This window comes from Gleimia hominis, assembly GCF_002871945.2.
GTDB classification, from domain to species: domain Bacteria; phylum Actinomycetota; class Actinomycetes; order Actinomycetales; family Actinomycetaceae; genus Gleimia; species Gleimia hominis_A.
Genome location: NZ_CP126963.1, coordinates 1,554,234 through 1,574,287, shown reverse-complemented (window position 1 = coordinate 1,574,287; position 20,054 = coordinate 1,554,234). Strand labels below are relative to the sequence as shown.

Below are 20,054 nucleotides of genomic sequence, written 5' to 3'. Positions count from 1 at the left end.
GGTGAGCGCACCCGCAGCTAAACGGGTGCGGCGTAAAGCGAGATAGCTGCGCAGCAGCGGCCCAGCAGGCTAGTCGGTTAGATGGTTTGCTAGGGCCGCTGCTTCTTTCAAGAAGCCCACCAGTAGGTCCGCAACCGCACTGTAGAACTCGCTCGAGCCCTCACTGCGAATCCCCTTCACCACGCGCGCGCACAAGGGGCCGGCGTGGTCATCTAGAAAAGTGGAAAGCACATGCGCGTGCTCAGACAAGTCCGTGTTCTCGCGTGCGCATTGCGCCAAAGTGGTTGCGAGCACCCCCACGAATCCCACCTGGTTCGCAACGTGCCCGAATTCTAAGTGCTGCAGATGTGGCTGCGCGAAACCATAGCGCGCATACGTGCCCGCCAGCGTCTGTTCCCCCTGGTTTGCGTCGGCTCCCGCCGCCGCAGCCTCAGTTTTTGGCACGCACCCACCGGGGCCAAGCAAAGCATTGTATTCGCCGGATACACGCAGCGGTCCACCTGCCATAAGGGTCCGGAGTTTACGCACCCCCGCTTGCGAATCCGCATCGCGCAGCGGCCACAAGTCAAGCATCTGCGTGTCCCGCAAGTTCAGTTCCATACCGCGTGAAGGTGGGGCAGCAAGCAGCATCGCCAGCACGGACGCTGCTGTTCCAAGCCGAGTGCCCCTACTGTTCGCATCATCCGGCTCGGGTGTTTCCAATGGGTCGAACCGGATCATAATGCCTCTAACCAGTCGCGTTTAACGTCCGCCCGTTCCCCGGCGCCAGCATTCTTGACTTTTGAGAGGTCAGTGCCAGCACTCTTACCTGCCGAACGGTCAGCGTCAGCACTTTTGCCTGCCGAACCGTCCGTGTCGCCACCGGATGGTATTTCGGTTTTATTTCCTGAGGTAGGGGCGCTATCCGCACAGTCACCATCTGAACCAGTTTGCTTACCAACGGTCGCTAAACCGGCGTTGACCAGCAGTTCTTGCCACTGTTCTAGCAGTTGCAACGTTAACGTTTGCACCCCTTTAAACCACTGGGTAGACGCTTCCCTCAAGGCTGCACGCAACATGGGCGGGCCCCAAACCAGCAGGTGGCGGGCAGAAAAATCTACCGCCACCCCGACGGCTCGTTGCGCGAACAGCTCTGTTTGCGCTTGCGCCGCCGTCATGCACGCGTGCGCTAAAAACGACAGTTCCAACCCAATGTGGTCATCGGGCTCGTTGTTAAGTTTGGGTGCCTCAAGGTCAAGCTGAAGGTACTCTAAACGGACCTGCAGGGTGTCGCGGTCAAAAATCAAACCATCATCACCCGTGTGCACGGACTCGTACGGAGGTACCACGGCTGGCCCAGTTAACCCATACACGCGGTTCATGTCTTGCCACCGCGCGTACTCACCCTCATCCGCCCCATCGGCAAGCAGCTGCCAAGCAGTTTCAAAACCATTAAGCGGCCAATGCGGACCCATCTGCACAAGCTCCGCCGCAGCGGCGTTAGAAAGCGGACTCAACTGCAGCGTAGACGCCACCGTGAACGCTTGCGCAAAATCCTCAAGAACCTGCGAATCAATACTCATACTCACCCGAATGTCGTGTTCAACCCAACGTGAATCAAACCTTCATAATGCATGCCGCGCCCAATCAGTTCCGTAACCAACGCGAAAACGAACGCGGCCCCAAGACCCCACACTAATGCCCGGGCGGGGCGGCGGCTAGTATCCCACGATTTACGCGCCACCCACGCGGTCAACACCACGGCAATCACCAGGGTGACCAGGCGAGTCACCAGGTAACCGTGGGCTGTCATCGCCTGCGCCACCGCGTGCTCCACACCGGTCCCCAACGCCAATTGCGGTACCCGCACGCCGTAAGCAACCAGCAGACACAGGCCCGCCACCACGGATATTACGTTCGACATGCGCAGCGAAGCGGTAGATAACGCGTACGCATCCGGTTCGAAACTACCTTCAGAAAAGAAACCGCGCGAGACAAACCCAACGCTCTTTCGCCACCGCGAAACCCGGGTTCCCATCATCGGCTGCCCCGCGCCACTACTGGGCTTCGGAACGCGGGTTTGCGTGCGGCGCTTGTGTGACACCCCAAGCGTAGCGGTTAACGCAACCGCCACCGCCAACGGGCCGGTGAACAGTGTGGAACCGAAGAACAGCACCCACGTGAACCACGAATGCCAAGCCGGCACCGTAACCGTAAAGTAGTAAACCCCACTCATCGAAATGATCAAAAACAGGCCCGCCACCGCGGTTAGGGCCGCTAAAACCTCGCGGGTGGTGCGGGACAACCAGTTGAACCACTGGGTGAGGGCAAACACCGCGCCGAACGCGCCGTAAGCCACCCCGCTGACCAGCTCGCGCGACAGCCAGGAACTCCCCAAGTGCAGCAGTGTGAACGGTGAGTGGAACGGGTCGTGTAGGTGGAAGAAAGCCGCGAAAAAGCCCAGTATCAACAACGGGCCTGCCGCGTAGAGCCCCGCGTTCGTGATGCGATCAACCGCTGTGCGATCCACGCGCCTCAAACGCCCTAAAAACTGGATTAAACCCAGCGTCCAGAACGCGCCCACGGACATCTGCGCAACGACCGTGAAAATAATCATAGGCAGTTCGCCCACATGCATTGGATTCTCCTACCTAAATCTCTTTCGGGCTCTGCACCATGCCGGTGCCCCGATCCCACTTCTGTGCATCCCGGTGCGGTTTAATCACCAGGTTCGGTTCTGTAATCGAAGGGTCAGGTAGGGGCGCAATCCCCGCTTCGCTACCGTACTCTTCCCGCAGCGCATCAATCGGCCCCCACCCCAAAGCCCGGGTTGGGCACGCATCCACACACGCCGGATTCTGCCCCTCCACCCGGTAGTCGTAACACAGGTCGCATTTAGACATGTGGCCCGTGCGCGCATCCAACTGCGGCGCCCCATAGGGGCAGGCCCACTGGCAGTACCGGCAGCCCACACACTTGGACTGGTCGACGTACACCGTGCCGTCCTCCCGCTTAGTCATCGCGGTGGTGGGGCACACTTGCACGCACACCGGGTTCACGCAGTGGTTGCAAGAAATCGACGTGTAGTAGCTGAACACGGATGGGGTAAACGTGTTCTCCGCATCGTTTTGCGACCACGAACCACCCGTGTATTCCACAACCTTGCGCCAGTTCATCCCCAGGGGCAGGTCGTGCTTGTCCTTGCAGGCAATCTGACAGGCCTTACACCCGTTACACACGTTCTGGTCGAATACGAAACCGTAGTTCGCGCCCGGTTGCGTCAGCGGCGCATCTACCGTGTTTGAACGCCCCGGGGCGGGTATCTTCTCGTTACTCATCTGTCTTCCTCTTCACCTATGCCTTCACCACTTGGGTTCGACGCCTATGCCTTCACCACTTGCGCGAGGGTGGTGTGCACGCCCATGCCTTTCGCCAGTGGCGTGGGGTGCAGGGACGTCAATGTGTTTACGGACCCGTTCACGTCCACCGGTTTATTTGGGTTCGCGCCCTTCGGCGGTTTCACTTCCGTGGATGGTTTCGGGTCGTACCACGCGCCCTGAGGGACTGAAACCGTGCCGGGGCTGATCCGCGTCGTCACTTTCGCAGGCAGCCGGATGGTGCCGCGCGGGTTGTAGACAAACACGAGGTCGTCGTTCTTAATCCCCCTGGTTTTCGCGTCAATCGGGTTAAGCCACACGGTTTGCACGTGCGCTTCTTTGAGCCATTCCACGTTCCCGTACGAAGAGTGGGTGCGGCCTTTGAAGTGGTGTCCGATCACCTGCAGTGGGTAATCCGGGTTCTCCTGTGCTTCCGCCGGGCCTTCCCAGGTTTCAATGTATTCCGGTAGGGCCGTGAGTGTATCGCCCTTGCGCTGCTCGTGGATCTGCCCGAAGTGCCATTTTTGCCCCATGTCTTGGAGGCGTTTGGAGTAGATCTCGATCTTCCCAGACGGCGTGTCCAACGGGTTCGCTTGCGAGTCTTCGCGAAAGTCCGCCATGGGTACCTCGGAATCAACTTTGCGCCGGTAGATTCCCATTTCTTTCCACTGCGAGTACGTGGGCAGGTCGGGGTCTTCTTCGCGGGCGGCAGCAATCGTGGCTTCCAGCCATTCCTCACGCGTTTTCCCACCCGTGAACTCGTCTTTCAACCCTAGTTTTTCCGCTAGTAGGGTGCAGATGTCGAAGATGGATTTGCATTCGTACAGCGGTTTAATCGCCTGTTGCGACACGATCCCGTACGCCATTGGGGTCGCGTTTTCCCCCTGGTGGAAGTCCGATTCTTCCGACGTGGACGTGCCTGGCAGAATGTAATCTGAGTACCGTGCGGTCACGGTTTTCATGATGTCGCACGTGACGATCAGTTCACAGTTTTCTTCATTCTGGAGGATCTCTACCGACCGGTTGTTATCTCCCGTTTGGTTAACGAGCGAGTTCGAACCGTAGTTGAACACCGCTTTAATTGGCACTTCCAGTTTCGTGTTCGTCGGGTTCCCATCCTCGTCCACCGGGACTTTCAGGGCCCGCACGCCCGGTTCTGGTTTTACCCCCACCCCGGCGTTGAACGTGTCTAGTTCGGGGCCGCGTTCAATCGCGTCGAGCCATCCGAATACGGAAATGATTTTGTTTGAGGGGTTCGTGTACTCCGTGTTAAAAATCGGGTCTACCGGTAGGGAAGAACCACCTTCCCGGCCACCAGTACCCCCACCGGGGACGCCGATGTTACCGGTTACGGCTGCGAGCAAGAAGATGGCGCGGGCCGCGTTCTCACCGTTCGCGTGCCGCTGCGGGCCCCACCCTTGGCTGATTGCGCACGGTTTAGCACCGGCGATTTCGCGGGCCAACTGTTCAATGCGCTTAGCAGGTACCCCTGTTATGCGCGCTGCCCACTGCGGTGTTTTCGCTGTCTTGTCTGGGCCCTTACCTTCTAGGTAAGCGCGGTAAGAGGAGTTCTTCGGTGCGCCTTCGGGCAGGGTGTCCTCATCAAACCCCACGCAATACTTGTCTAGGAACGCTTGGTCGTGCAACCCCTCTTTGAGCATCACGTAAATCATCCCGGCGATCAGGGCGGCGTCCGTTCCGGGCCGCAGCGCAACCCATTCGTCACCAAGCGCAATCGACGTTTCGGAGTAACGCGGGTCGATCACAATGGTTTTCACATTCGCGTGCTGTTTAACGTATTGGGTGACGAAGGTTTGTCCACCGCCAGACATGCGGGTTTCTTGCGGGTTGTTACCGAACATGACTTGCAATTTTGAGTTCATCACGTCGTCAAGCGAGTTCGTGTTTTGCCACCCGCCATAAAAATAAGGGTATGCCTGAGTTATGCCCGTGGTGGAGTAGTCCGAGTAGTGGTCCAGGTACCCGCCGTAGAGGTTCAGTAGCCGCGCCACGGGCGTCGTATTTGGCGGCCATGAGCAAGACATCGTGGAACCAAGTACCCCCGTGCCGTAGTTAATGTAGAACGCTTCGTTCCCGTAGTCGCGTTTAATCTCTTTCATTTTCTGCGCGATTTCGGTTAGGGCCTGGTCCCAGCTGATTTCTTCCCACTGGTCGTCCCCGCGTTTAGTGCCGGCTTTGCGCTTGAGGGGGTGTTTGAGACGATCCGGATTGTAGATGCGGTGGCGGATTGACCGGCCGCGCGGGCAGGCGCGTACCTGCTGGTTCCCCAGCTCATCTGTACCCGTGTTGTCGGGTAAGACTCGTACCACCTGCCCGTCTTTAACCTGTAGCCGCAGGGGGCAGCGTGACCCACAGTTCACGGTGCAGGCTGACCACACGGTTTTATCTACGTCGGTGCGTCCGGTTCCGTTTGCCACGAGGGCTTGGCCGTGAATGGAGTACGGGTTTTTCTGGGTGGAACACCCTACGAGTCCGAGCCCCGCACCGGCCACGGCTGACCACCCGAGGAACGACCGGCGGGTTACCCCACCGCGTTGTGTGGGGGTTTCAGATGAAGGTTCTGCTTGAATGCTGGCTTTCGGCTCTTTCTGAGCTTCGTGTAGTACTCGCAACGGCCCTCCCTGGAGTTAATAACTGCCTCAATAGTAACGGTTGTTTCCGTCAAAAATAGAGGACGAAAGGGAAGCGTTAACAGTAACCGCAAATTCTTCTTTGACCCGGCTTGAGGCGCGCAAATACGGGCAATGATGGATTTTCTGAGGTGAGCGACGCCTCATGATTTAGTGCCAAGAAAATCTTTTAAAACAGTAAGCAATTACTTAAATACTATCCAGGGCTTTTCTAAAGAGAATTTCTGGGAATGCCAAAAACAATACTTCAGCGTCAAAGCATGAATTGGCTAATGGGACGTTAATGCGAATATGATGCCGCGGAACCTATTTTGAATGCCGTTTTTGCATGCCGCGCACACGCGCGTAAGCCACGGTGGGCTGGGAAACATGGTCGGGGTGACAGGATTTGAACCTGCGACCTCTTCGTCCCGAACGAAGCGCGCTACCAAGCTGCGCCACACCCCGAAGTCAAAGTGACTTGATTAGTATAGCCAAGCGGCTGTCAAACCACCAAAAGACGTTCGCAACGGTAAGGAACCTCACGCGGAATGCAAGGTCACCAAGCTAACCTCGGGCCGACACGCAAACCGCACGGGCGCATACATGGAAGTACCTAAACCAGCGGACACGTTCAAAACTGCGGACCCCTCGGCGCTGTACCAGCGGTGTAAACCACGTACCATGTCGCGCGGCACATCGCAGTTACTGACAATCGCCCCCACGCTCGGCACGCGCAACTGTCCACCGTGCGTATGCCCTGCGAACAGTGCTTGCGCCCCCAGGTGGACGAACTCGTTGAGGACCCGCTGGTAGGGGGCGTGTAACAGGGCGATCCGCAGCGCCTCAGGCGCATTCCAATCCGCATTCGGAACGGGCATGTGGTCGCGGTGAATATGCGGGTCATCCACCCCCATCAGCGCCAGCGTGCGCCCGTCCTCCAACCGCACATGCCCCGCGCGGTTGTTCAAGTTAACCCAGCCGGCGTTGTGAAAAAACGCTTCCAACTCCTGCCACGGCAAATCCGGTTCTGTACGCGACACTCGGTTGAACGCGTGGCGGCGCGAACCCACCAGGTAAGAATGCCACGGTTTTGGCTGCGGCGAATAATAGTCGTTAGAACCAAACACGAACGCGCCGGGATGGCCCAGCAGAGGCTCGTACGCCCGGCGCAGCATCGGCAACCCCCGGGTGGACCCGAAGTTATCGCCCGTAGACACGACGAAGTCGAACTCCAGCTCCGCCAAACTGCGCACAAAATCAACTAAGAAATCCTGGCCCGGAAACAGGTGCAGATCAGACACGTGCAGAACCCGCACTGGCGCAGCCCCGGTGGGCAGCACGCCGCGGGCATCCACGTGACGCACCGTCGGCCACCGCCGCTCCACCTGCGTCCACGCCAACCCTGCCACCGCAGTTGCCGCCACTGCCGCGGTTGCGTACCCAAATCGTGTTAAAACTGGTTTTTTAGGCACTATTCGCCGTCGTCTTCCTCATATTCGTAAACGTACTCGTATTGAGGTTCGGCATCCCGCTCACCCTCGTCTTCAGCCTGCTGATGCTGCGGCTCACGAGCCCGCGCGGGTTCGTCCTTCTTCCCGTTAGTCAAGTCTGCCTCAGGGAAGTTCATTACCTCCTGGCCCTCCAAAGCAGACTCCATGTACTGCTTCCACATCGGAGCGGTGAACGTACCACCATAAACCGTGCCGTAGTACGTGCCGTTAACGGTAATGCCATTCATCGACGCCGAAGACTGGGATGCGTAACCCGCCCACGCGCCGGTAATCAGCTGCGGGGTACCACCCACGAACCAAAGACCCGCGTTGTTATCCGTAGTCCCGGTTTTCCCGATGTGCGGACGGCCAATGTCAGAGGCGCGGTAGAACGCGCTCTGCGTGGTTTGCTGCAGCACATCCGCCACCTGGTTCGCATTCTTCTCCGGTATCGCTTGCGAACAAGAGGACTTGAACTTCGCAACCTGCTTACCATCCCGATCCGTCACCTCGGTCACGGACATGGGTTTGCACAACTTACCTTTATTAGCGAACGCAGAGTACGCGCGCGCCATGCTCAGCGGGGTTGCCGGTGCACCAATAATCGACGACGGGTGCGGATCCAACCTGGAACCATCGGGCTTAGAGATCCCCAGGTCTTTCATGCCGTCAAAGATCTTGCACATATCCAACTGTGTCGCCATGTGCGCGTAAGCGCGGTTCACAGACTTCTCCGTGGCCTCAATAATGTTGAAAGACCCGGGTTTACCGTCCACATCCTGCACCGTCCAGTTGTCCGCCATCTCGGGGGCGCATGGAATATTCCACTCTCCTCGGCTGAAGTGAATGGAGTGGCCTCCAACCCGTTCATATGCGGAGCGGCCCTCACGGAACCATTCGAGCATCGTGAACGGCTTCAACGCTGACCCCGCCTGGAACCCATCACCACCACCGTGTGCCTTATCGGCCGTGATCGAGTTCTGTGTTGCCCCCGGGTTCTGCTCCGTGGGGGTGCCGAAGTTCGTGTTCTGCGCCATCGCTACAATTGCCCCGTTGCGTGGATCCATAGAAACTATCGCTGTGTTGGCACCCGATGGGTCGTTAATTGGAATCCGATCTTGCACCGCCTTGAACGCTTTCGCCTGCAAGTCCTTATTCAACGTGGTTTTAATGGTTAAACCACCACGCTGAAGTTTTTGTAATCGGTCTTCTTGGGATTCCCCGAACTCTTTTGACCGCAGCAGTTCAGATCGCACGTATTCACAAAAGTACGCGGCGTTGCCAGCTCCCGCACACCCCTGGGGAGTGTAGTCGGGTTTCAACATTTTCTTCACTGGGATTTTCACGAACTTGTCGTACTCTTCTTGCGTGATCTTGTTTTGCGCCAGCATTGACGTTAGGACCGTGTCCCGCCGATCCTGAGCCGCATCCGGGTTCCGCAGCGGATTGTACTCATTGGGGGATTTAACAATTCCCGCTAGCAGCGCAGATTCTAACGCGTCCAGTTTCGCAGCTGGTTTTGAGAAATACAGGTGCGCAGCCGCCTCCGCCCCGTACACGTTGGGGCCGAACGGGGCGATATTCAAGTACCCCGCCAGGATCTCTTCTTTCGACAAGCGCTTCTCTAGATCTAGAGCGTAGCGTGCCTCGCGCAATTTCCGCCCGATGGTCTGCTCGGTTGCCTCATCAATCATGTCCTGGTCACCTTTTTGCAAACCAGCTTCCAGAAGCGAGTTCTTCACATATTGTTGCGTGAGGGTAGACGCACCCTGCGTGGACCCGGACCCACCGAGGTTATTCAACGCGGCGCGGGCCATGCCCTCAGGATCAATGCCTTTATGGTCGTAGAACCGGCGGTCCTCAGTGGAAATAACCGCTTGCTGAAGGTGTTTAGAAATCTTGTCGAGCGGAACAACGATCCGGTTTTCCGTGTAGAACGACGCTAAAACCGTGCCGTCTGACGCCACGAGAGTGGACTGTTCCGACGGGGGGACGATCTTCAAATCGGCGGGGAGGGAATCAAAAACCTCCGGACCGGACTTCACCACCATGCCCGCTAACCCAAGGGTCGGAACTAAAAGACCCGAAAGGAGCACACCCGCCAGTGCGCACACCGCAAGGAACGCGGTGAGGAGCCGGGCGAGCTGCGGTTTTTTGACCGAGCGAATATTCGAATGAGGCATGTTCTAAGCCTACGACGAACCGGCCCTTCGCTGCCTAACTGGAGGCCGATTGGTAAAAACGCGTTCATGTGTGTATGGTCACAATGTAGAGAAGGTTACGTATTAAGACGTATCAATGGGGTGCAAATGAAATACGAATACGCGGATAGCGATCAGAGCTGGGCAGCGAAGGCGCTGTGTGCAACTGATTCTCCCGACGCGTTGTTCGTTCAGGGCGCAGGTCAGCGTCAGGTTCGATCGCGCTGTTTTGCGTGCGAGGTGAGGTTGGAATGCCTGGCAGACGCGTTGCAATCAGAAGCTAACTTCGGAGTCTGGGGTGGGTTAACTGAACGGGAACGCCGGGCCATGCTCCGCCACTACACGGATGTGAAGGATTGGCGCGAATGGATCTTACATTCAGATGATCCGTTAGCGGAAGAGATTCGCACGCCGAAAGTACCGAAAGTTCTCGCGCGCGTTCGTCGCTAAAACGCGTTCGCCCTGTGGGGTCAACTTCTGGTGGTGGGGTTCAACTGCGCGGATTTGTAGCTTAGGATGGGTTACATGCAGAAATGGGAATACGCAACGATACCGTTGCTGGTGCACAGTACAAAACAGATTCTGGATCAGTGGGGCGAAGACGGGTGGGAACTCGTGCAGGTCGTTCCCGCACCCGCTAACCCCGAAAGTCTTGTGGCGTACCTCAAACGCCCCAAGCAAGACTAGCGACTTCGAAATAAGACTAGTTAGTTCCCTCGGGAGTTTAAGCTCGAAGCAACGCTAGTTAGTTCCGGCGTGCGGCTAGGCTCGCGGCAACGTTAGTTGTTTTTGGCGTGCGTTCAAGTTCATGGAAACACTAGTTAAATAATTGCGTTGAGGCCCCAGCAGTGCTGGGGCCTCAAAGTGTTTAAAACTGCGGTATCTGTGCGCGCACTATTACCGCAGGTGGCGTGCTACCGGGCGCGGCGGGCGAGCCGATCCAAGTCCAGTAGTGTTACCGCGCGGCCTTCGAGCTGGATCCAGCCGCGAGAAACGAAGTCTGCTAAAGACTTGTTAACAGTTTCGCGTGAGGCACCCACGAGCTGCGCCAGTTCCTCTTGCGTGAGGTCGTGAGGGACGTGCACGCCGTGGTCAGTTTGAGTGCCGAACCGGTCCGCCAGGTCCAGCAGGGCTTTGGCGACGCGGCCGGGTACGTCCGAGAACACCAGGTCGGCAAGTGACTCGTTGGTGCGACGCAGACGACGCGCCAGTGAACGCAGCATGTGCCGCGCCATCGTCGGGTTCGTGTCCAGAATTTCCACGAGGTCCGAGTGCTCCAAGTACAGGAGCGTCACCGGGGAAACAGCGGTTGCTGAAGCGGTGCGCGCACCCGGGTCAAAGAGGGTTAGTTCGCCAATAATCTCACCCGGCCCAAGCACTGCCAGCAGATTCTCCCGCCCATCGAGCGAGGTATGGCCCAGCTTAATCTTGCCTTCCGTGATGATGTACAGGCGGTTGCCTTGGTCGCCTTCTTCGAATAGGACCTCACCGCGACGCAGCGTTGTTTGTCCCATCCGCTGACGCAGTGAAGTCTGCTGCTGTTCGTCTAAACCATCGAACAGTGGGACCTGACTGATGTAGTTACTCTCCACGATTTCCCTTCCATCTCCGCTGTAAACGGTGTTGTGACTGCGCGCGACTGAGCCGCGCTCTGAAATCTCTTGTGATGCCTTTAACAAGTTTATACATAAAATGCAGTTGAAGCTATCAATCTGACTGCTGCGTGGTTCCAAACCTGCGGTTTCCAACCCGTTGTTTTAAGTTTGTGGTTTTGAGCTAGGCTGGCGGGTATGCACACGAACGCCCCTGCTGTTGCAAAAAAGTTGGCTCACCTGTATCCCGATGCGCACTGCGCGCTAGTGCACCGTAACGCTTACGAACTGCTGGTGGCTACTGTGCTTTCGGCGCAAACCACGGACGCGCGGGTTAACACGGTTACCCCGCAGCTGTTTGACCGCTATCCCACGCCCACAGATTTAGCGAATGCGGATCCGGATGCGGTTGCGCGCATTGTTCGCCCACTTGGGTTCCAAAACCGTCGCAGTAGCCAGTTAGTACGGTTAGGGGCAGCTTTGGAAAATAGTTTTAACGGTGAGGTACCGCGTGAACGTAAGCAACTGGAATCCCTGCCGGGGGTGGGTCGTAAAACCGCGCACGTGGTGATGGGCAATGCGTTTGGGGTGCGGGCAATAACTGTGGACACGCACGTGGGACGGTTAGCGCGCCGCCTGGGGTGGAGTAAACACAAAGCCCCGCTGGCTGTGGAAAAAGATATTGTCCGGGTTCTGCCGGATGCGGATTGGACAGTTCTGTGCCACCGGTTAATTGAGCACGGTCGGCGCGTGTGCCATTCGCGCCAACCCGATTGTGGGCACTGCGAACTGGCGCAACTATGCCCATCCGCCAGCGTCTGACCGCGCTCGCGCACGCCTACGGAAGTCTGGCCTCGCCTTCGCCCGCCTACGGAAGCTTCAGCCCATTCGTACTCATCCGCCGCCATCTGATGGCAGCGGTGTTCACGCGTACGGTTCGAGGTGTTTGAACACGGCTTTGGTGACTTCCACCGGTGCTTCCTCGGTGGCGTAGTGGCCCCCCGGAACCTCAAACGTTTGAATCGGATCTTGTACCCACTGTTGGTCTCGCAGGTAAGCGGCCCGCGTATGCAGGGGATCTTCGCGCGCCATGACGGTGGATACGGGCCGGTCGATTGTAGTGTCGATTCGTGATCGGGTTTTGTGTGTGAGCGCGTGCGCACGGATCGTGGCCTCCAACGCGGTTTCTGCTGCGAAGGGGCGAGAGAACGCGTAGCGGTACGGGTCCAGGGGGAAGTGACTGCCGGGGGCGCACAGCGTTTGCGCGCCCATATCAATAAGTCTGCCTGATTTCAGTAGCGCCCGGTTGAGGTACGGGGCGCGCGTAAGGGCAAGAAGCTTCATCACCGCTGGCGGGTGGTTAAGCGTGGTGGCGCACAGCGGGTGGGGGCTACACACGGACATGAGGGAGCGCACGCGTTTGGGCGTGGTGGCCGCGAGGATCCAGCCGAGAATTCCCCCAGGCCCGCGCCGATTACGTGCGCGTTGGTGTAGCCGAGGGCGCTGATTACGGCGGAGATGTCTGCGGACATGCGCAGCGGGTCTTGCCCGTGGGGTTGCAGGTCGGAGTTACCGAATCCGCGCAGGTCCATGGCGATTGCCCGCCAGTTGGCGTCTCCGAGGCTAACGAGCGTGTGTTTCCAAGACAGCCACGTGCGCGGAAAGCTGTGGAGCAGCAGGACGGGCGTGCCGTCTTCGGGCCCGTGAATGGCGACGTGGAAGTTTACGCCCGCCGCGTTGACGGTTCGGTGGGACCAGGGGCCGGAGGGCATGAGTAACGACCGGCCCATCGTGTTGGACATGGCCGGTCGTTTTGAAAACTTGGAGGTCACTGCCTACTTTTTCTCCTCATTCTTGTGGCCGTGGCCTTTGTTGAGGGTTGTGGGTGAGATCTGTTCGATTTGCGTGCGGATCTGCTGTTCGTTGCGTCCGTCGCGGCGCGCGAGGATCGCGATGAGGCCGAGGAGGAACGTGATTAGCCCGGCGGTGAAGATGGTGCCGCTGAAACCCGTGTATTGCAGGTGGTGGGACACGTTTGCGCCGAACGCGTTCCATGATTCCAGCCACGATTGTGCGCGTTGCAGGTAGTTACTGGTAAGGGCAGGTACGGCGAGGGGGAGGAGACCTCCGGCCATCATGATGACACCACCGATGAGTGCTCCCAGTGAGGAGCGGATGCACAGGCAGGCGAGCACGATGACCACTATGCCACCGCCGGCGAATTCGATGAGGGCCGCGGGGTTAATGTGGCCGCTGTCCATCGCGTTGCCGGGCGCTAGGGTAAAGCGGGCTGCGGCGTCAGACAGGAGGTACCACGCGAGTGGTAAGCCGATTAGGTACAGGAAGAACGAGAGTACGCGTGCTCCCACGCGCGATGGCAGTTCGGGAACCACGGAAGCTTCGTCAAACAGGGAGTATTCCGCTTCTTCTTCAGGGAAGCGGCGGGGGTGCCACGCGGTGGTGCCGGGAGTGTCTTGCGGTTGCGGTTCCGGGTCTACTTTGAGTAGGGACTGGCGGCGCACTTTGGTGGACTCCAGGTCGTCATCCTCGTCCTCCCCGTCTACGGCGAGTTCTTCGTTGTCCTCTGCAGACCCTGTATCCGGGGCGTGCATCTGCTTATCCGCGTTCGCGTCTGACTGCGTTCCCGCTGACTCCTCTGCGTGCGTGTTTCGCGCGTCAGTTTCTACGTCTGCGTGCAGATCTTGGGTGGCGGGTTCGTCCAAGTCTAGTTCGTGCGGGTCTTGGGAGTAGACGAGGGGCCGGGGTTCCTCAGGTTCTTCGGGTTCAACTTCGGGAGGTTCCTCGTCTGCGAGCCGCCGCGCCAAGACATCTTGAGGGATACCACCTCCGGTTGCGGGCAGTGTTTCGTCCGTTTGGGGGTTGGAGTGTGGAATGGAGGTGCCGGTATGGTCAGCAGCGGTGTCAACCGGGTTGGTACCTTCCGTAGGGGACTGTGAGGCTGGCATGGAGGACTGTGAGCCCGGTGAGGAGGTGCGTGTTTGGGGGATCTCATCGTCTGCTGACGGGGTGATCAGATCTGAATGCGTGTCTGTCTGATCGGTGTCGTTGGGGGCTAGTCCCCACGTGGGGGCATCATCATGTTCAGGGTGTTTAGCGTTCGGATCACTCATAGGAACCTCCTCAATATATGATTCCACGCTAGTGGCATGTGCAGTGATTGTCGTTTTGGCACGCCCGCACAAGACACTTTGACCTCATGTCATCCACTGGTTTGTGGGGTGTGGGCAAGGGCGATGGCGTGTGTGGTGGTGGCTAGTAGCACACCAATGGTGGCACACACGGGCATCGTCATTTGCCAGGCAATTATGGCACTGTTATTCGGGGTGGCGGTCACGTCCGTTAGGGTCGTCACGGTTGGCACCACGATTAACCCGGGGATGAGGAAGAAAATCCACGCGGCTGCCTGCACGGCCCCAACCGAAATGTTCGCCAGGAAGGCTAATGCCATTGCACCCAGGCAGGTGAGGACGATCAGTGCAACTTCACCGCTGGTGCGGGCGGGCAGTAGCGACGCGTCCCCAAGGCGGATGGCGTCCACATTGCGGGGTGCGAGGACGTAGAGCATGCCGATAATGGCTCCGGACAGGACGAACGCGCAGGTGAACGCCAGCCAGGCGGGGATTCGCGGGTTGGGTTGCGGGGCGCGGGTAGTCATGTACTTGGTCATGAGCGTTACCCCCACGCAGATGCTGCACGCGTATAAAGGCAGTTGGGTCCAGCGCGTGAGCGCTTGCGTGCACGAGCTGGCGCCCAGTAGGCATTGGGCGGCATAGATGAGGGTGAGGGCCGCGGACCAGATCGTTAGCACCGCCATCCCGGCGTTAGACCACCGCACAGTGTGCGCAATGAGGAGCAGTAGGATAGCGCTGCCCAGTACCCCTAGCTGACCGGTGGGGGACGCTAAGGGAGTGCCGCCCGCGCCGGCGTTTAGCAGCCGCCCCACGGAGGTGAAGAGTAGTAGGAGCGCAGCGGGCGCTAGAACAAAACTAAGCGTAACGATGATCGCTGGGCGCACGGGTTCGGTGGGGTTGAACAGGAACCTGGATTCCCCCCATTGCGTGGCGCTAGTTTTGCTCATGTGTTCAGCTTATGCCAAGCTTTCGAGCCGAGGAAACCTCCGGTTGGTCTTCACTGGACTGCGGCGCCTGTGGAAACTATCTGTCCACACCCACGCGGTTCCTCAAACACCTAAAACCCACATCTCAAAAACTTGCGGCGGGTGGTTGAGTGGACGCATGAACGTGGTTGTAGAAGTTGGGGCGCCCAAACGAGATCAGGTGGAAGCGTTGGTAACGCTCGCGGGTGAACGCGTAGTTGAACGCGCGCAGGCGAGTGAGCCATACACGCTCATAACTGATGGTAAAGAACCACATGCTGCTACTTTCGAGGCAGGTGCAGCTCTTGCACCTTCAGCCGAGGCGTGTGCAACTACTGTACTTTCAGCAGAGACAGGGGCAACGTCAGCACCTTCAGCTGAGCCCGCGGTTCCGCAGCGGATTATCCGCCTGGGTGTGGACGTGCAACTTCCCGGGGAGGAAGAACAGTTCCTGACACTGTTAACGCGTCAGCACGGGGCGGGGAACCGGCACCCACTGGTTGTGGTGGGTGCGCACGGGCGGGCGGGAACCACTCGGGTTGCTGCCGAGGCAGCGTATTTGACGGGGCCGCTAGCGATAGTGGACTGCAGTGATGATCCGGCTTTCGCCGCGCGGGTAGGGCGGGTAGATAAGGAAATTGAGTATGTTGCGAGTCGCGAAGTCCAGTTCGATTCCCCGCCTCTACCGGGTCGGATACGGAACCGGCGGATCGCGGTGGTGGGCACGCAATCACAGGCGCCGCCGCAACTAACAGATACTGGTTTTAGCCGGTGGGTACGGGGTGTGACGGCTGCGATGCCACTGGTGATTGACGCGGGAGTTATGCGGCCCGAGTTGCTGCGGGCACTGCCTGCCTTAGATCCATTGATCTGCCTGGTTTCGCGCGATCCGACGCGGACCCGCAGCGCACTGGAACGGTTAGCTGGACACCGCGTGCACGCCGTGGTGGGGCCGTGGAAAGTACGGCGCGTGGGCCGAAAACACGGAGCACTAACCGCAGCGGTTACGCGTTCGACCGCAATGTATCGACGCTATGTGGCGCAGGAGACCACTGATGGGAATCCGTGAAGTTAGACAAGCGTTAGCGCGCCGCAAGAGCGCAGGTAACAGGCGCGCAGTTGAATCAGCTGGTGGGGCTGACGGGTACGAGGCAGATGTAACCTGCGCGGCCGGTGCGGTAGATGAGGGGATGGCTCGGCTGGCCTCCACCCGTCAACTCTTGCAAGAACTTGCGCAGGTGAATGCTAGCCTTGCGGGCCCAGATCCGTTCTTGCTGCGGCTGCTAGCTGAACCGGCGGTCACGGACGTGCTCGTTAACCCCGCGGGAGTGTGGGTGGAACGCGGCGGTAAGTTAGAACCAGCTGGGCAGCTCCCGCGCGCTATGGATGTGCGGGCACTGGCCGTGCGGATGGCTGCGGCTGCAGGGGTTCGTTTAGATGACGCTGCTCCAATCGCGGATGGGACGCTGCCGGATGGAACGCGGCTGCACGCGGTCTTGTCACCACCGGCTCAGGGTGGGCCTGTGATTTCTCTGCGCACCAAACGCCCTCGCAGTTTCACTATGCGAGAGCTTATTGCAAACAACACGGTGGATCCCCTCACCGCTCAAACCATTGAGCAGCTGGTTAAAGCCCGTGCCTGCGTGATCCTCACGGGCGCTACCGGCAGTGGAAAAACCACACTATTGTCTGCAATCCTCAGCCTGGTGCCCGCCGATCAACGGATCATCTGTATCGAAGACGTCCCGGAGTTAGCTCCCCACCACCCGCACGTGGTTAGTTTGACTTCTCGGAACGCAAACGTGCAGGGGCAGGGCGCGATTTCGTTAACAGAACTGGTGCGCGCGGCGTTGCGTATGCGTCCGGACCGGATTGTTCTGGGTGAGTGCCGCGGCGCGGAGATACGCGAAGTGATGGCGGCGTTAAACACGGGGCATGAGGGTGGCTGGGTTACGCTTCACGCCAACGATCCCGCGGATGTGCCGGCGCGCCTCGCGGCCCTGGGGGCTCTTGCCGGGTTGACGGAGGACGCGGTGTACAGGCAGGCAGTTGCCGCTTTTGACGCGGTGATTCACGTGGAAAGAACTCCGGAGGGGCGCAAAGTCGCACAGGTGTCCGTGTTCGAACCACACTTGCCGTTACAGGCCATTCCAGCGCTCACAATGGGGCGAAAAGATGAGGCGTGGCAGCAGTTGAAACGGATTTTGACATGATGCTCGTGCTCAGCCTCGCCCTAACCTCAGTGGTGAGTGTGAGTGCCGTTTCCTTTGAGGTTATGCGGGCGCGGCGTTTCCGCGCTTACTGGTGGGATCGGCCCAAAACGAGTGTGCAACCGCAGGCTATTGACGACCCAGCGGTCCTGCTTGCCCACGTGGTTTCGCGCTTGAAATGCGGCCTGTCAACCTCAGACGCCTGGGCGGGAGCGCTCGCGGGCACGCAAGCGCAAGTGCGTGTGGGGGCTTGGAGAAACAGTGCGCAATCGGGGGCGCAGCGAAACAGGACCCGGGCCAAGGGTGGGTTCGCGATGAGTGTCGCGGCGAGTGTAGACGACCTGGGCGTACCTGAGCTAGTGCGTAACCACGCCGCGTTCGCACCCTACCGCAGTTCCATCGTGGCGGCGTGCCAGTTAAGCCACGATTTAGGTACCCCGTTGGCGCAGACTCTTGAAGTCGTACTTGAGGGCATTGAAGACGCGAAAGTGGCAGATCGGGCGCGGCGCGTGGCTCAGGCAGGTCCGCGGTTGAGTGCGCGGCTCCTCCTGTGGCTCCCCGCGCTGGGGTTGGCAGCCGCCTGGTTACTGGGCGCTGACCTGCCTGGCATACTCTTCGACGGCGCCGCAGGTTCCCTCGCGTTAGCACTGGGAATCGTGCTGTGGATCGCCGGGCACCGGTGGACGCGCAAAATGGTGCTGGCCGCGGCGCAGACCAACTCTGAGGGCGTGGATCCGGTGATAGAAATCAACTTGCTCGCATCGGCACTGCGGGTCGGCTCATCCATCCCCCACGCATTGGAAACCGTTGCGCGCGCATGCGCAGATCCACCACTTAGCCACATGGGGACGCTGCTGCGGTTAGGATCTCCCCGCACGCAGATGCCAACGCCTCATGAGTATCACGCAAAAATTTGCGATGCCCTGTGGCCCGCCTGGTCCGCTGGTGCATCCCCAATGCAACTCTTAACTCTGGCGGCGCAGGCGATACGAAAAAACCGGTTGACGCAAACCCAAGAGCAAGCCCAGCAGCTGGGAGTAAAACTCGTGCTTCCCCTCGGCCTGTGCCTACTGCCCGCTTTCGTGTGCATAGGGGTGGTGCCAATCGTGATCATGCTGTTCACAGCAGTGTAAACACCGCCTTTGCACCCATTTTGTCGCACAAAGCCTAAGAGGGTCCCATAGCTGTCCTATAGTTTTGGCAAAAACCGCTGCAATCAGTTTGAGGCACGCTTACAAACTGCCTGTGGACAAGAGTTATGCACGACCTCAAGAGTCCACTGCGGAGCAAACCGCGCGGACCTACTGTTTGGAAACTCGAAACAATAAAACCATCTCGATAACCAAACAGGACTGGTGAAGATATCGGGATTACCAGGCACACACGCAAGAACACACAAAACAGAAAGGTAAAACCATGCGTATTAACAAGCAAATTACCGAGCAGCAAGATGCTGCACTAGTGCCGATAGTGCACCACTTGGATGATGACGAAGCGGGGATGGTCACCGCGGAATACGCCGTGGGTATTATCGCGGCGGTCGCCTTTGCGGGGCTCCTGCTGGCGGTCGTGAAATCCGGGAGCGTGCAGGGTCTGCTCGAGGGCATTATCTCGAAGGCCCTTAATGTATAACGTCTACTCAGACAGAGGAGAGCAGGGGATGGTGAGTGCCGAAACTGCAGTCACTATCCCCGCTATCCTCGCAGTATTAGCACTAGTATTAGGCGCCGCAACCGTCGGATTAGCCAAAGCTGACGCCTGTCAAGTTGCTCGCACCGCGGCGCGGGAAGCCTCCATCGGGCAAACCACTGCCGCTGCCGCGCAAATGGGACGCGGATCCGTCTCCCGCCCCACTTCCGTAACAATCGCTCAACAAGCAGACACGTACGTGGCGATAGCCACCGCATCTCACGCGTTCGTGGCAGTCGTGCCCGCGCGCTGCGAAGTCGTTTCCTCCAAAGAGGATCCGGAACCGTGAGCGGCAGAGCTGAGGAGGGCAGAACCGTGAGCGGCAAAACTGATAACTCGGAAGCTGGGTCGGGGACGGTCTACGCGCTCGCGGTGATCCTCGTGGTCCTCATAATAGGAGGGCTGGTGGTTGCGACCGCCATGATGTACGCGGTGAAAACGAAAGCACGCGCAGGTATAGACATGGCGGCGCTCGCGGCGGCCGACGCCATGCTCAGTGGGCGCGGTGACGAGTGTGCGCGTGGGCAAACTATCGCCAGCCGAAACCAAATCGCACTTACGAAATGTGTCAGTGACGGAAATGACGTGTGGTTAACCGGGGCGCGGACCTTTGAGGTACTCGGCCAAACAGTCCCCATAACAGTGCGCGCAAAAGCCGGTTTACCAGCGCAAACAGGCTTTCAGTAGAGTAGGGGAACCCGGTGTGTGCGCACCCTTAAATCACCGCGAGGGGCTAGTGATGATAAATTCTTTTCAGACGCAGTGC

21 protein-coding genes and 1 tRNA gene are annotated in these 20,054 nt (G+C 58.9%); 9 read left to right on the top strand and 13 right to left on the bottom strand.

The window, feature by feature from the left end; translation table 11 throughout:
• Positions 1-69: 69 nt before the first annotated feature.
• The 8 genes from CJ187_RS06985 to CJ187_RS06950 form a co-directional block, all read right to left on the bottom strand.
• Positions 70-720 (bottom strand): hypothetical protein, encoded by a 651-nt coding sequence (locus CJ187_RS06985; protein ID WP_102216863.1) that lies wholly within the window; start codon positions 718-720, stop codon positions 70-72.
• Complete coding sequence (locus CJ187_RS06980; protein ID WP_102216862.1) at positions 717-1,562, bottom strand: TorD/DmsD family molecular chaperone; 846 nt, start codon at positions 1,560-1,562, stop codon at positions 717-719. Before CJ187_RS06980 ends, CJ187_RS06985 begins: the two co-directional genes overlap by 4 nt.
• Positions 1,563-1,564: 2 nt before the next feature.
• Positions 1,565-2,617, bottom strand: a complete 1,053-nt coding sequence (locus CJ187_RS06975) for a dimethyl sulfoxide reductase anchor subunit family protein (RefSeq protein ID WP_102216861.1) — start codon at positions 2,615-2,617, stop codon at positions 1,565-1,567.
• 13 nt (positions 2,618-2,630) lie between these two features.
• Positions 2,631-3,317: a DMSO/selenate family reductase complex B subunit gene (locus CJ187_RS06970; RefSeq protein ID WP_102216860.1), complete on the bottom strand. Its 687-nt coding sequence runs from the start codon at positions 3,315-3,317 to the stop codon at positions 2,631-2,633.
• Between the two features lie 44 nt (positions 3,318-3,361).
• Positions 3,362-5,989 carry a DMSO/selenate family reductase complex A subunit gene (locus CJ187_RS06965; RefSeq protein ID WP_233187379.1) on the bottom strand — a complete coding sequence of 876 codons (2,628 nt, stop codon included), beginning with the start codon at positions 5,987-5,989 and terminating at the stop codon, positions 3,362-3,364.
• Between the two features lie 388 nt (positions 5,990-6,377).
• Positions 6,378-6,454, bottom strand: a tRNA-Pro gene (locus CJ187_RS06960).
• A gap of 74 nt (positions 6,455-6,528) precedes the next feature.
• On the bottom strand, positions 6,529-7,461 hold the full coding sequence (locus CJ187_RS06955) for a metallophosphoesterase (RefSeq protein ID WP_102216859.1): 933 nt from the start codon (positions 7,459-7,461) through the stop codon (positions 6,529-6,531).
• Positions 7,461-9,662: a transglycosylase domain-containing protein gene (locus CJ187_RS06950; protein WP_102216858.1), complete on the bottom strand. Its 2,202-nt coding sequence runs from the start codon at positions 9,660-9,662 to the stop codon at positions 7,461-7,463. Before CJ187_RS06950 ends, CJ187_RS06955 begins: the two co-directional genes overlap by 1 nt.
• 126 nt (positions 9,663-9,788) lie before the next feature.
• Between CJ187_RS06950 and CJ187_RS06945 the strand changes: the two genes are divergently transcribed.
• On the top strand, positions 9,789-10,130 hold the full coding sequence (locus tag CJ187_RS06945; protein WP_102216857.1) for a WhiB family transcriptional regulator: 342 nt from the start codon (positions 9,789-9,791) through the stop codon (positions 10,128-10,130).
• A 75-nt stretch (positions 10,131-10,205) separates the two neighbouring features.
• Positions 10,206-10,367, top strand: a complete 162-nt coding sequence (locus CJ187_RS06940; protein WP_102216856.1) for a DUF4177 domain-containing protein — start codon at positions 10,206-10,208, stop codon at positions 10,365-10,367.
• 227 nt (positions 10,368-10,594) lie between these two features.
• Here CJ187_RS06940 and CJ187_RS06935 read toward each other — a convergent pair whose 3' ends face one another.
• A complete protein-coding gene (locus CJ187_RS06935; protein WP_102217068.1) occupies positions 10,595-11,272 on the bottom strand; it encodes a Crp/Fnr family transcriptional regulator in 678 nt (225 codons plus the stop codon).
• A gap of 198 nt (positions 11,273-11,470) precedes the next feature.
• Between CJ187_RS06935 and nth the strand changes: the two genes are divergently transcribed.
• Complete coding sequence (gene nth, locus CJ187_RS06930; RefSeq protein WP_102216855.1) at positions 11,471-12,094, top strand: endonuclease III; 624 nt, start codon at positions 11,471-11,473, stop codon at positions 12,092-12,094.
• A gap of 102 nt (positions 12,095-12,196) precedes the next feature.
• On the opposite strand, the gene CJ187_RS06925 is transcribed toward nth, so the two are convergent.
• From CJ187_RS06925 to CJ187_RS06910, 4 genes are all read right to left on the bottom strand, one after another.
• Positions 12,197-12,616, bottom strand: coding sequence for a hypothetical protein (locus CJ187_RS06925; RefSeq protein ID WP_284667300.1), 420 nt, complete (start codon positions 12,614-12,616; stop codon positions 12,197-12,199).
• Positions 12,616-13,104 carry an alpha/beta fold hydrolase gene (locus tag CJ187_RS06920; protein WP_284667298.1) on the bottom strand — a complete coding sequence of 163 codons (489 nt, stop codon included), beginning with the start codon at positions 13,102-13,104 and terminating at the stop codon, positions 12,616-12,618. The genes CJ187_RS06925 and CJ187_RS06920 overlap by 1 nt, the downstream gene beginning before the upstream one ends.
• Before the next feature lie 3 nt (positions 13,105-13,107).
• Positions 13,108-14,403 carry a hypothetical protein gene (locus tag CJ187_RS06915; RefSeq protein ID WP_102216853.1) on the bottom strand — a complete coding sequence of 432 codons (1,296 nt, stop codon included), beginning with the start codon at positions 14,401-14,403 and terminating at the stop codon, positions 13,108-13,110.
• A gap of 89 nt (positions 14,404-14,492) precedes the next feature.
• Positions 14,493-15,371, bottom strand: a complete 879-nt coding sequence (locus tag CJ187_RS06910) for a hypothetical protein (RefSeq protein ID WP_102216852.1) — start codon at positions 15,369-15,371, stop codon at positions 14,493-14,495.
• A 157-nt stretch (positions 15,372-15,528) separates the two neighbouring features.
• On the opposite strand from CJ187_RS06910, the gene CJ187_RS06905 reads away from it, so the two are divergent.
• The 6 genes from CJ187_RS06905 to CJ187_RS06880 all read left to right on the top strand — a co-directional run bounded on the left by CJ187_RS06905 (position 15,529) and on the right by CJ187_RS06880 (position 19,975).
• A complete protein-coding gene (locus CJ187_RS06905; protein WP_102216851.1) occupies positions 15,529-16,458 on the top strand; it encodes a hypothetical protein in 930 nt (309 codons plus the stop codon).
• On the top strand, positions 16,445-17,602 hold the full coding sequence (locus CJ187_RS06900; RefSeq protein WP_102216850.1) for a TadA family conjugal transfer-associated ATPase: 1,158 nt from the start codon (positions 16,445-16,447) through the stop codon (positions 17,600-17,602). The genes CJ187_RS06905 and CJ187_RS06900 overlap by 14 nt, the downstream gene beginning before the upstream one ends.
• Positions 17,572-18,732, top strand: a complete 1,161-nt coding sequence (locus CJ187_RS06895; RefSeq protein WP_102216849.1) for a type II secretion system F family protein — start codon at positions 17,572-17,574, stop codon at positions 18,730-18,732. The genes CJ187_RS06900 and CJ187_RS06895 overlap by 31 nt, the downstream gene beginning before the upstream one ends.
• 283 nt (positions 18,733-19,015) lie before the next feature.
• A complete protein-coding gene (locus tag CJ187_RS06890; protein WP_102216848.1) occupies positions 19,016-19,231 on the top strand; it encodes a DUF4244 domain-containing protein in 216 nt (71 codons plus the stop codon).
• Positions 19,224-19,577: a hypothetical protein gene (locus CJ187_RS06885; protein WP_158237750.1), complete on the top strand. Its 354-nt coding sequence runs from the start codon at positions 19,224-19,226 to the stop codon at positions 19,575-19,577. The genes CJ187_RS06890 and CJ187_RS06885 overlap by 8 nt, the downstream gene beginning before the upstream one ends.
• A gap of 26 nt (positions 19,578-19,603) precedes the next feature.
• Positions 19,604-19,975, top strand: a complete 372-nt coding sequence (locus CJ187_RS06880; RefSeq protein ID WP_158237749.1) for an Rv3654c family TadE-like protein — start codon at positions 19,604-19,606, stop codon at positions 19,973-19,975.
• The last annotated feature ends 79 nt before the right edge of the window (positions 19,976-20,054 follow it).

Excerpts from the sequence above, each read along its gene's own strand:
- CJ187_RS06985 (WP_102216863.1), bottom strand. The coding sequence starts at position 720 with ATGATCCGGTTCGACCCATTGGAAACACCCGAGCCGGATGATGCGAAC.
- CJ187_RS06925 (WP_284667300.1), bottom strand. The coding sequence starts at position 12,616 with ATGAAGCTTCTTGCCCTTACGCGCGCCCCGTACCTCAACCGGGCGCTA.
- CJ187_RS06885 (WP_158237750.1), top strand. The coding sequence starts at position 19,224 with ATGTATAACGTCTACTCAGACAGAGGAGAGCAGGGGATGGTGAGTGCC.
- CJ187_RS06950 (WP_102216858.1), bottom strand. The coding sequence starts at position 9,662 with ATGCCTCATTCGAATATTCGCTCGGTCAAAAAACCGCAGCTCGCCCGG.
- CJ187_RS06980 (WP_102216862.1), bottom strand. The coding sequence starts at position 1,562 with ATGAGTATTGATTCGCAGGTTCTTGAGGATTTTGCGCAAGCGTTCACG.
- CJ187_RS06915 (WP_102216853.1), bottom strand. The coding sequence starts at position 14,403 with ATGAGTGATCCGAACGCTAAACACCCTGAACATGATGATGCCCCCACG.
- CJ187_RS06940 (WP_102216856.1), top strand. The coding sequence starts at position 10,206 with ATGCAGAAATGGGAATACGCAACGATACCGTTGCTGGTGCACAGTACA.
- nth (WP_102216855.1), top strand. The coding sequence starts at position 11,471 with ATGCACACGAACGCCCCTGCTGTTGCAAAAAAGTTGGCTCACCTGTAT.
- CJ187_RS06910 (WP_102216852.1), bottom strand. The coding sequence starts at position 15,371 with ATGAGCAAAACTAGCGCCACGCAATGGGGGGAATCCAGGTTCCTGTTC.
- CJ187_RS06900 (WP_102216850.1), top strand. The coding sequence starts at position 16,445 with ATGGGAATCCGTGAAGTTAGACAAGCGTTAGCGCGCCGCAAGAGCGCA.
- CJ187_RS06975 (WP_102216861.1), bottom strand. The coding sequence starts at position 2,617 with ATGCATGTGGGCGAACTGCCTATGATTATTTTCACGGTCGTTGCGCAG.
- CJ187_RS06970 (WP_102216860.1), bottom strand. The coding sequence starts at position 3,317 with ATGAGTAACGAGAAGATACCCGCCCCGGGGCGTTCAAACACGGTAGAT.
- CJ187_RS06945 (WP_102216857.1), top strand. The coding sequence starts at position 9,789 with ATGAAATACGAATACGCGGATAGCGATCAGAGCTGGGCAGCGAAGGCG.
- CJ187_RS06905 (WP_102216851.1), top strand. The coding sequence starts at position 15,529 with ATGAACGTGGTTGTAGAAGTTGGGGCGCCCAAACGAGATCAGGTGGAA.
- CJ187_RS06890 (WP_102216848.1), top strand. The coding sequence starts at position 19,016 with ATGCGTATTAACAAGCAAATTACCGAGCAGCAAGATGCTGCACTAGTG.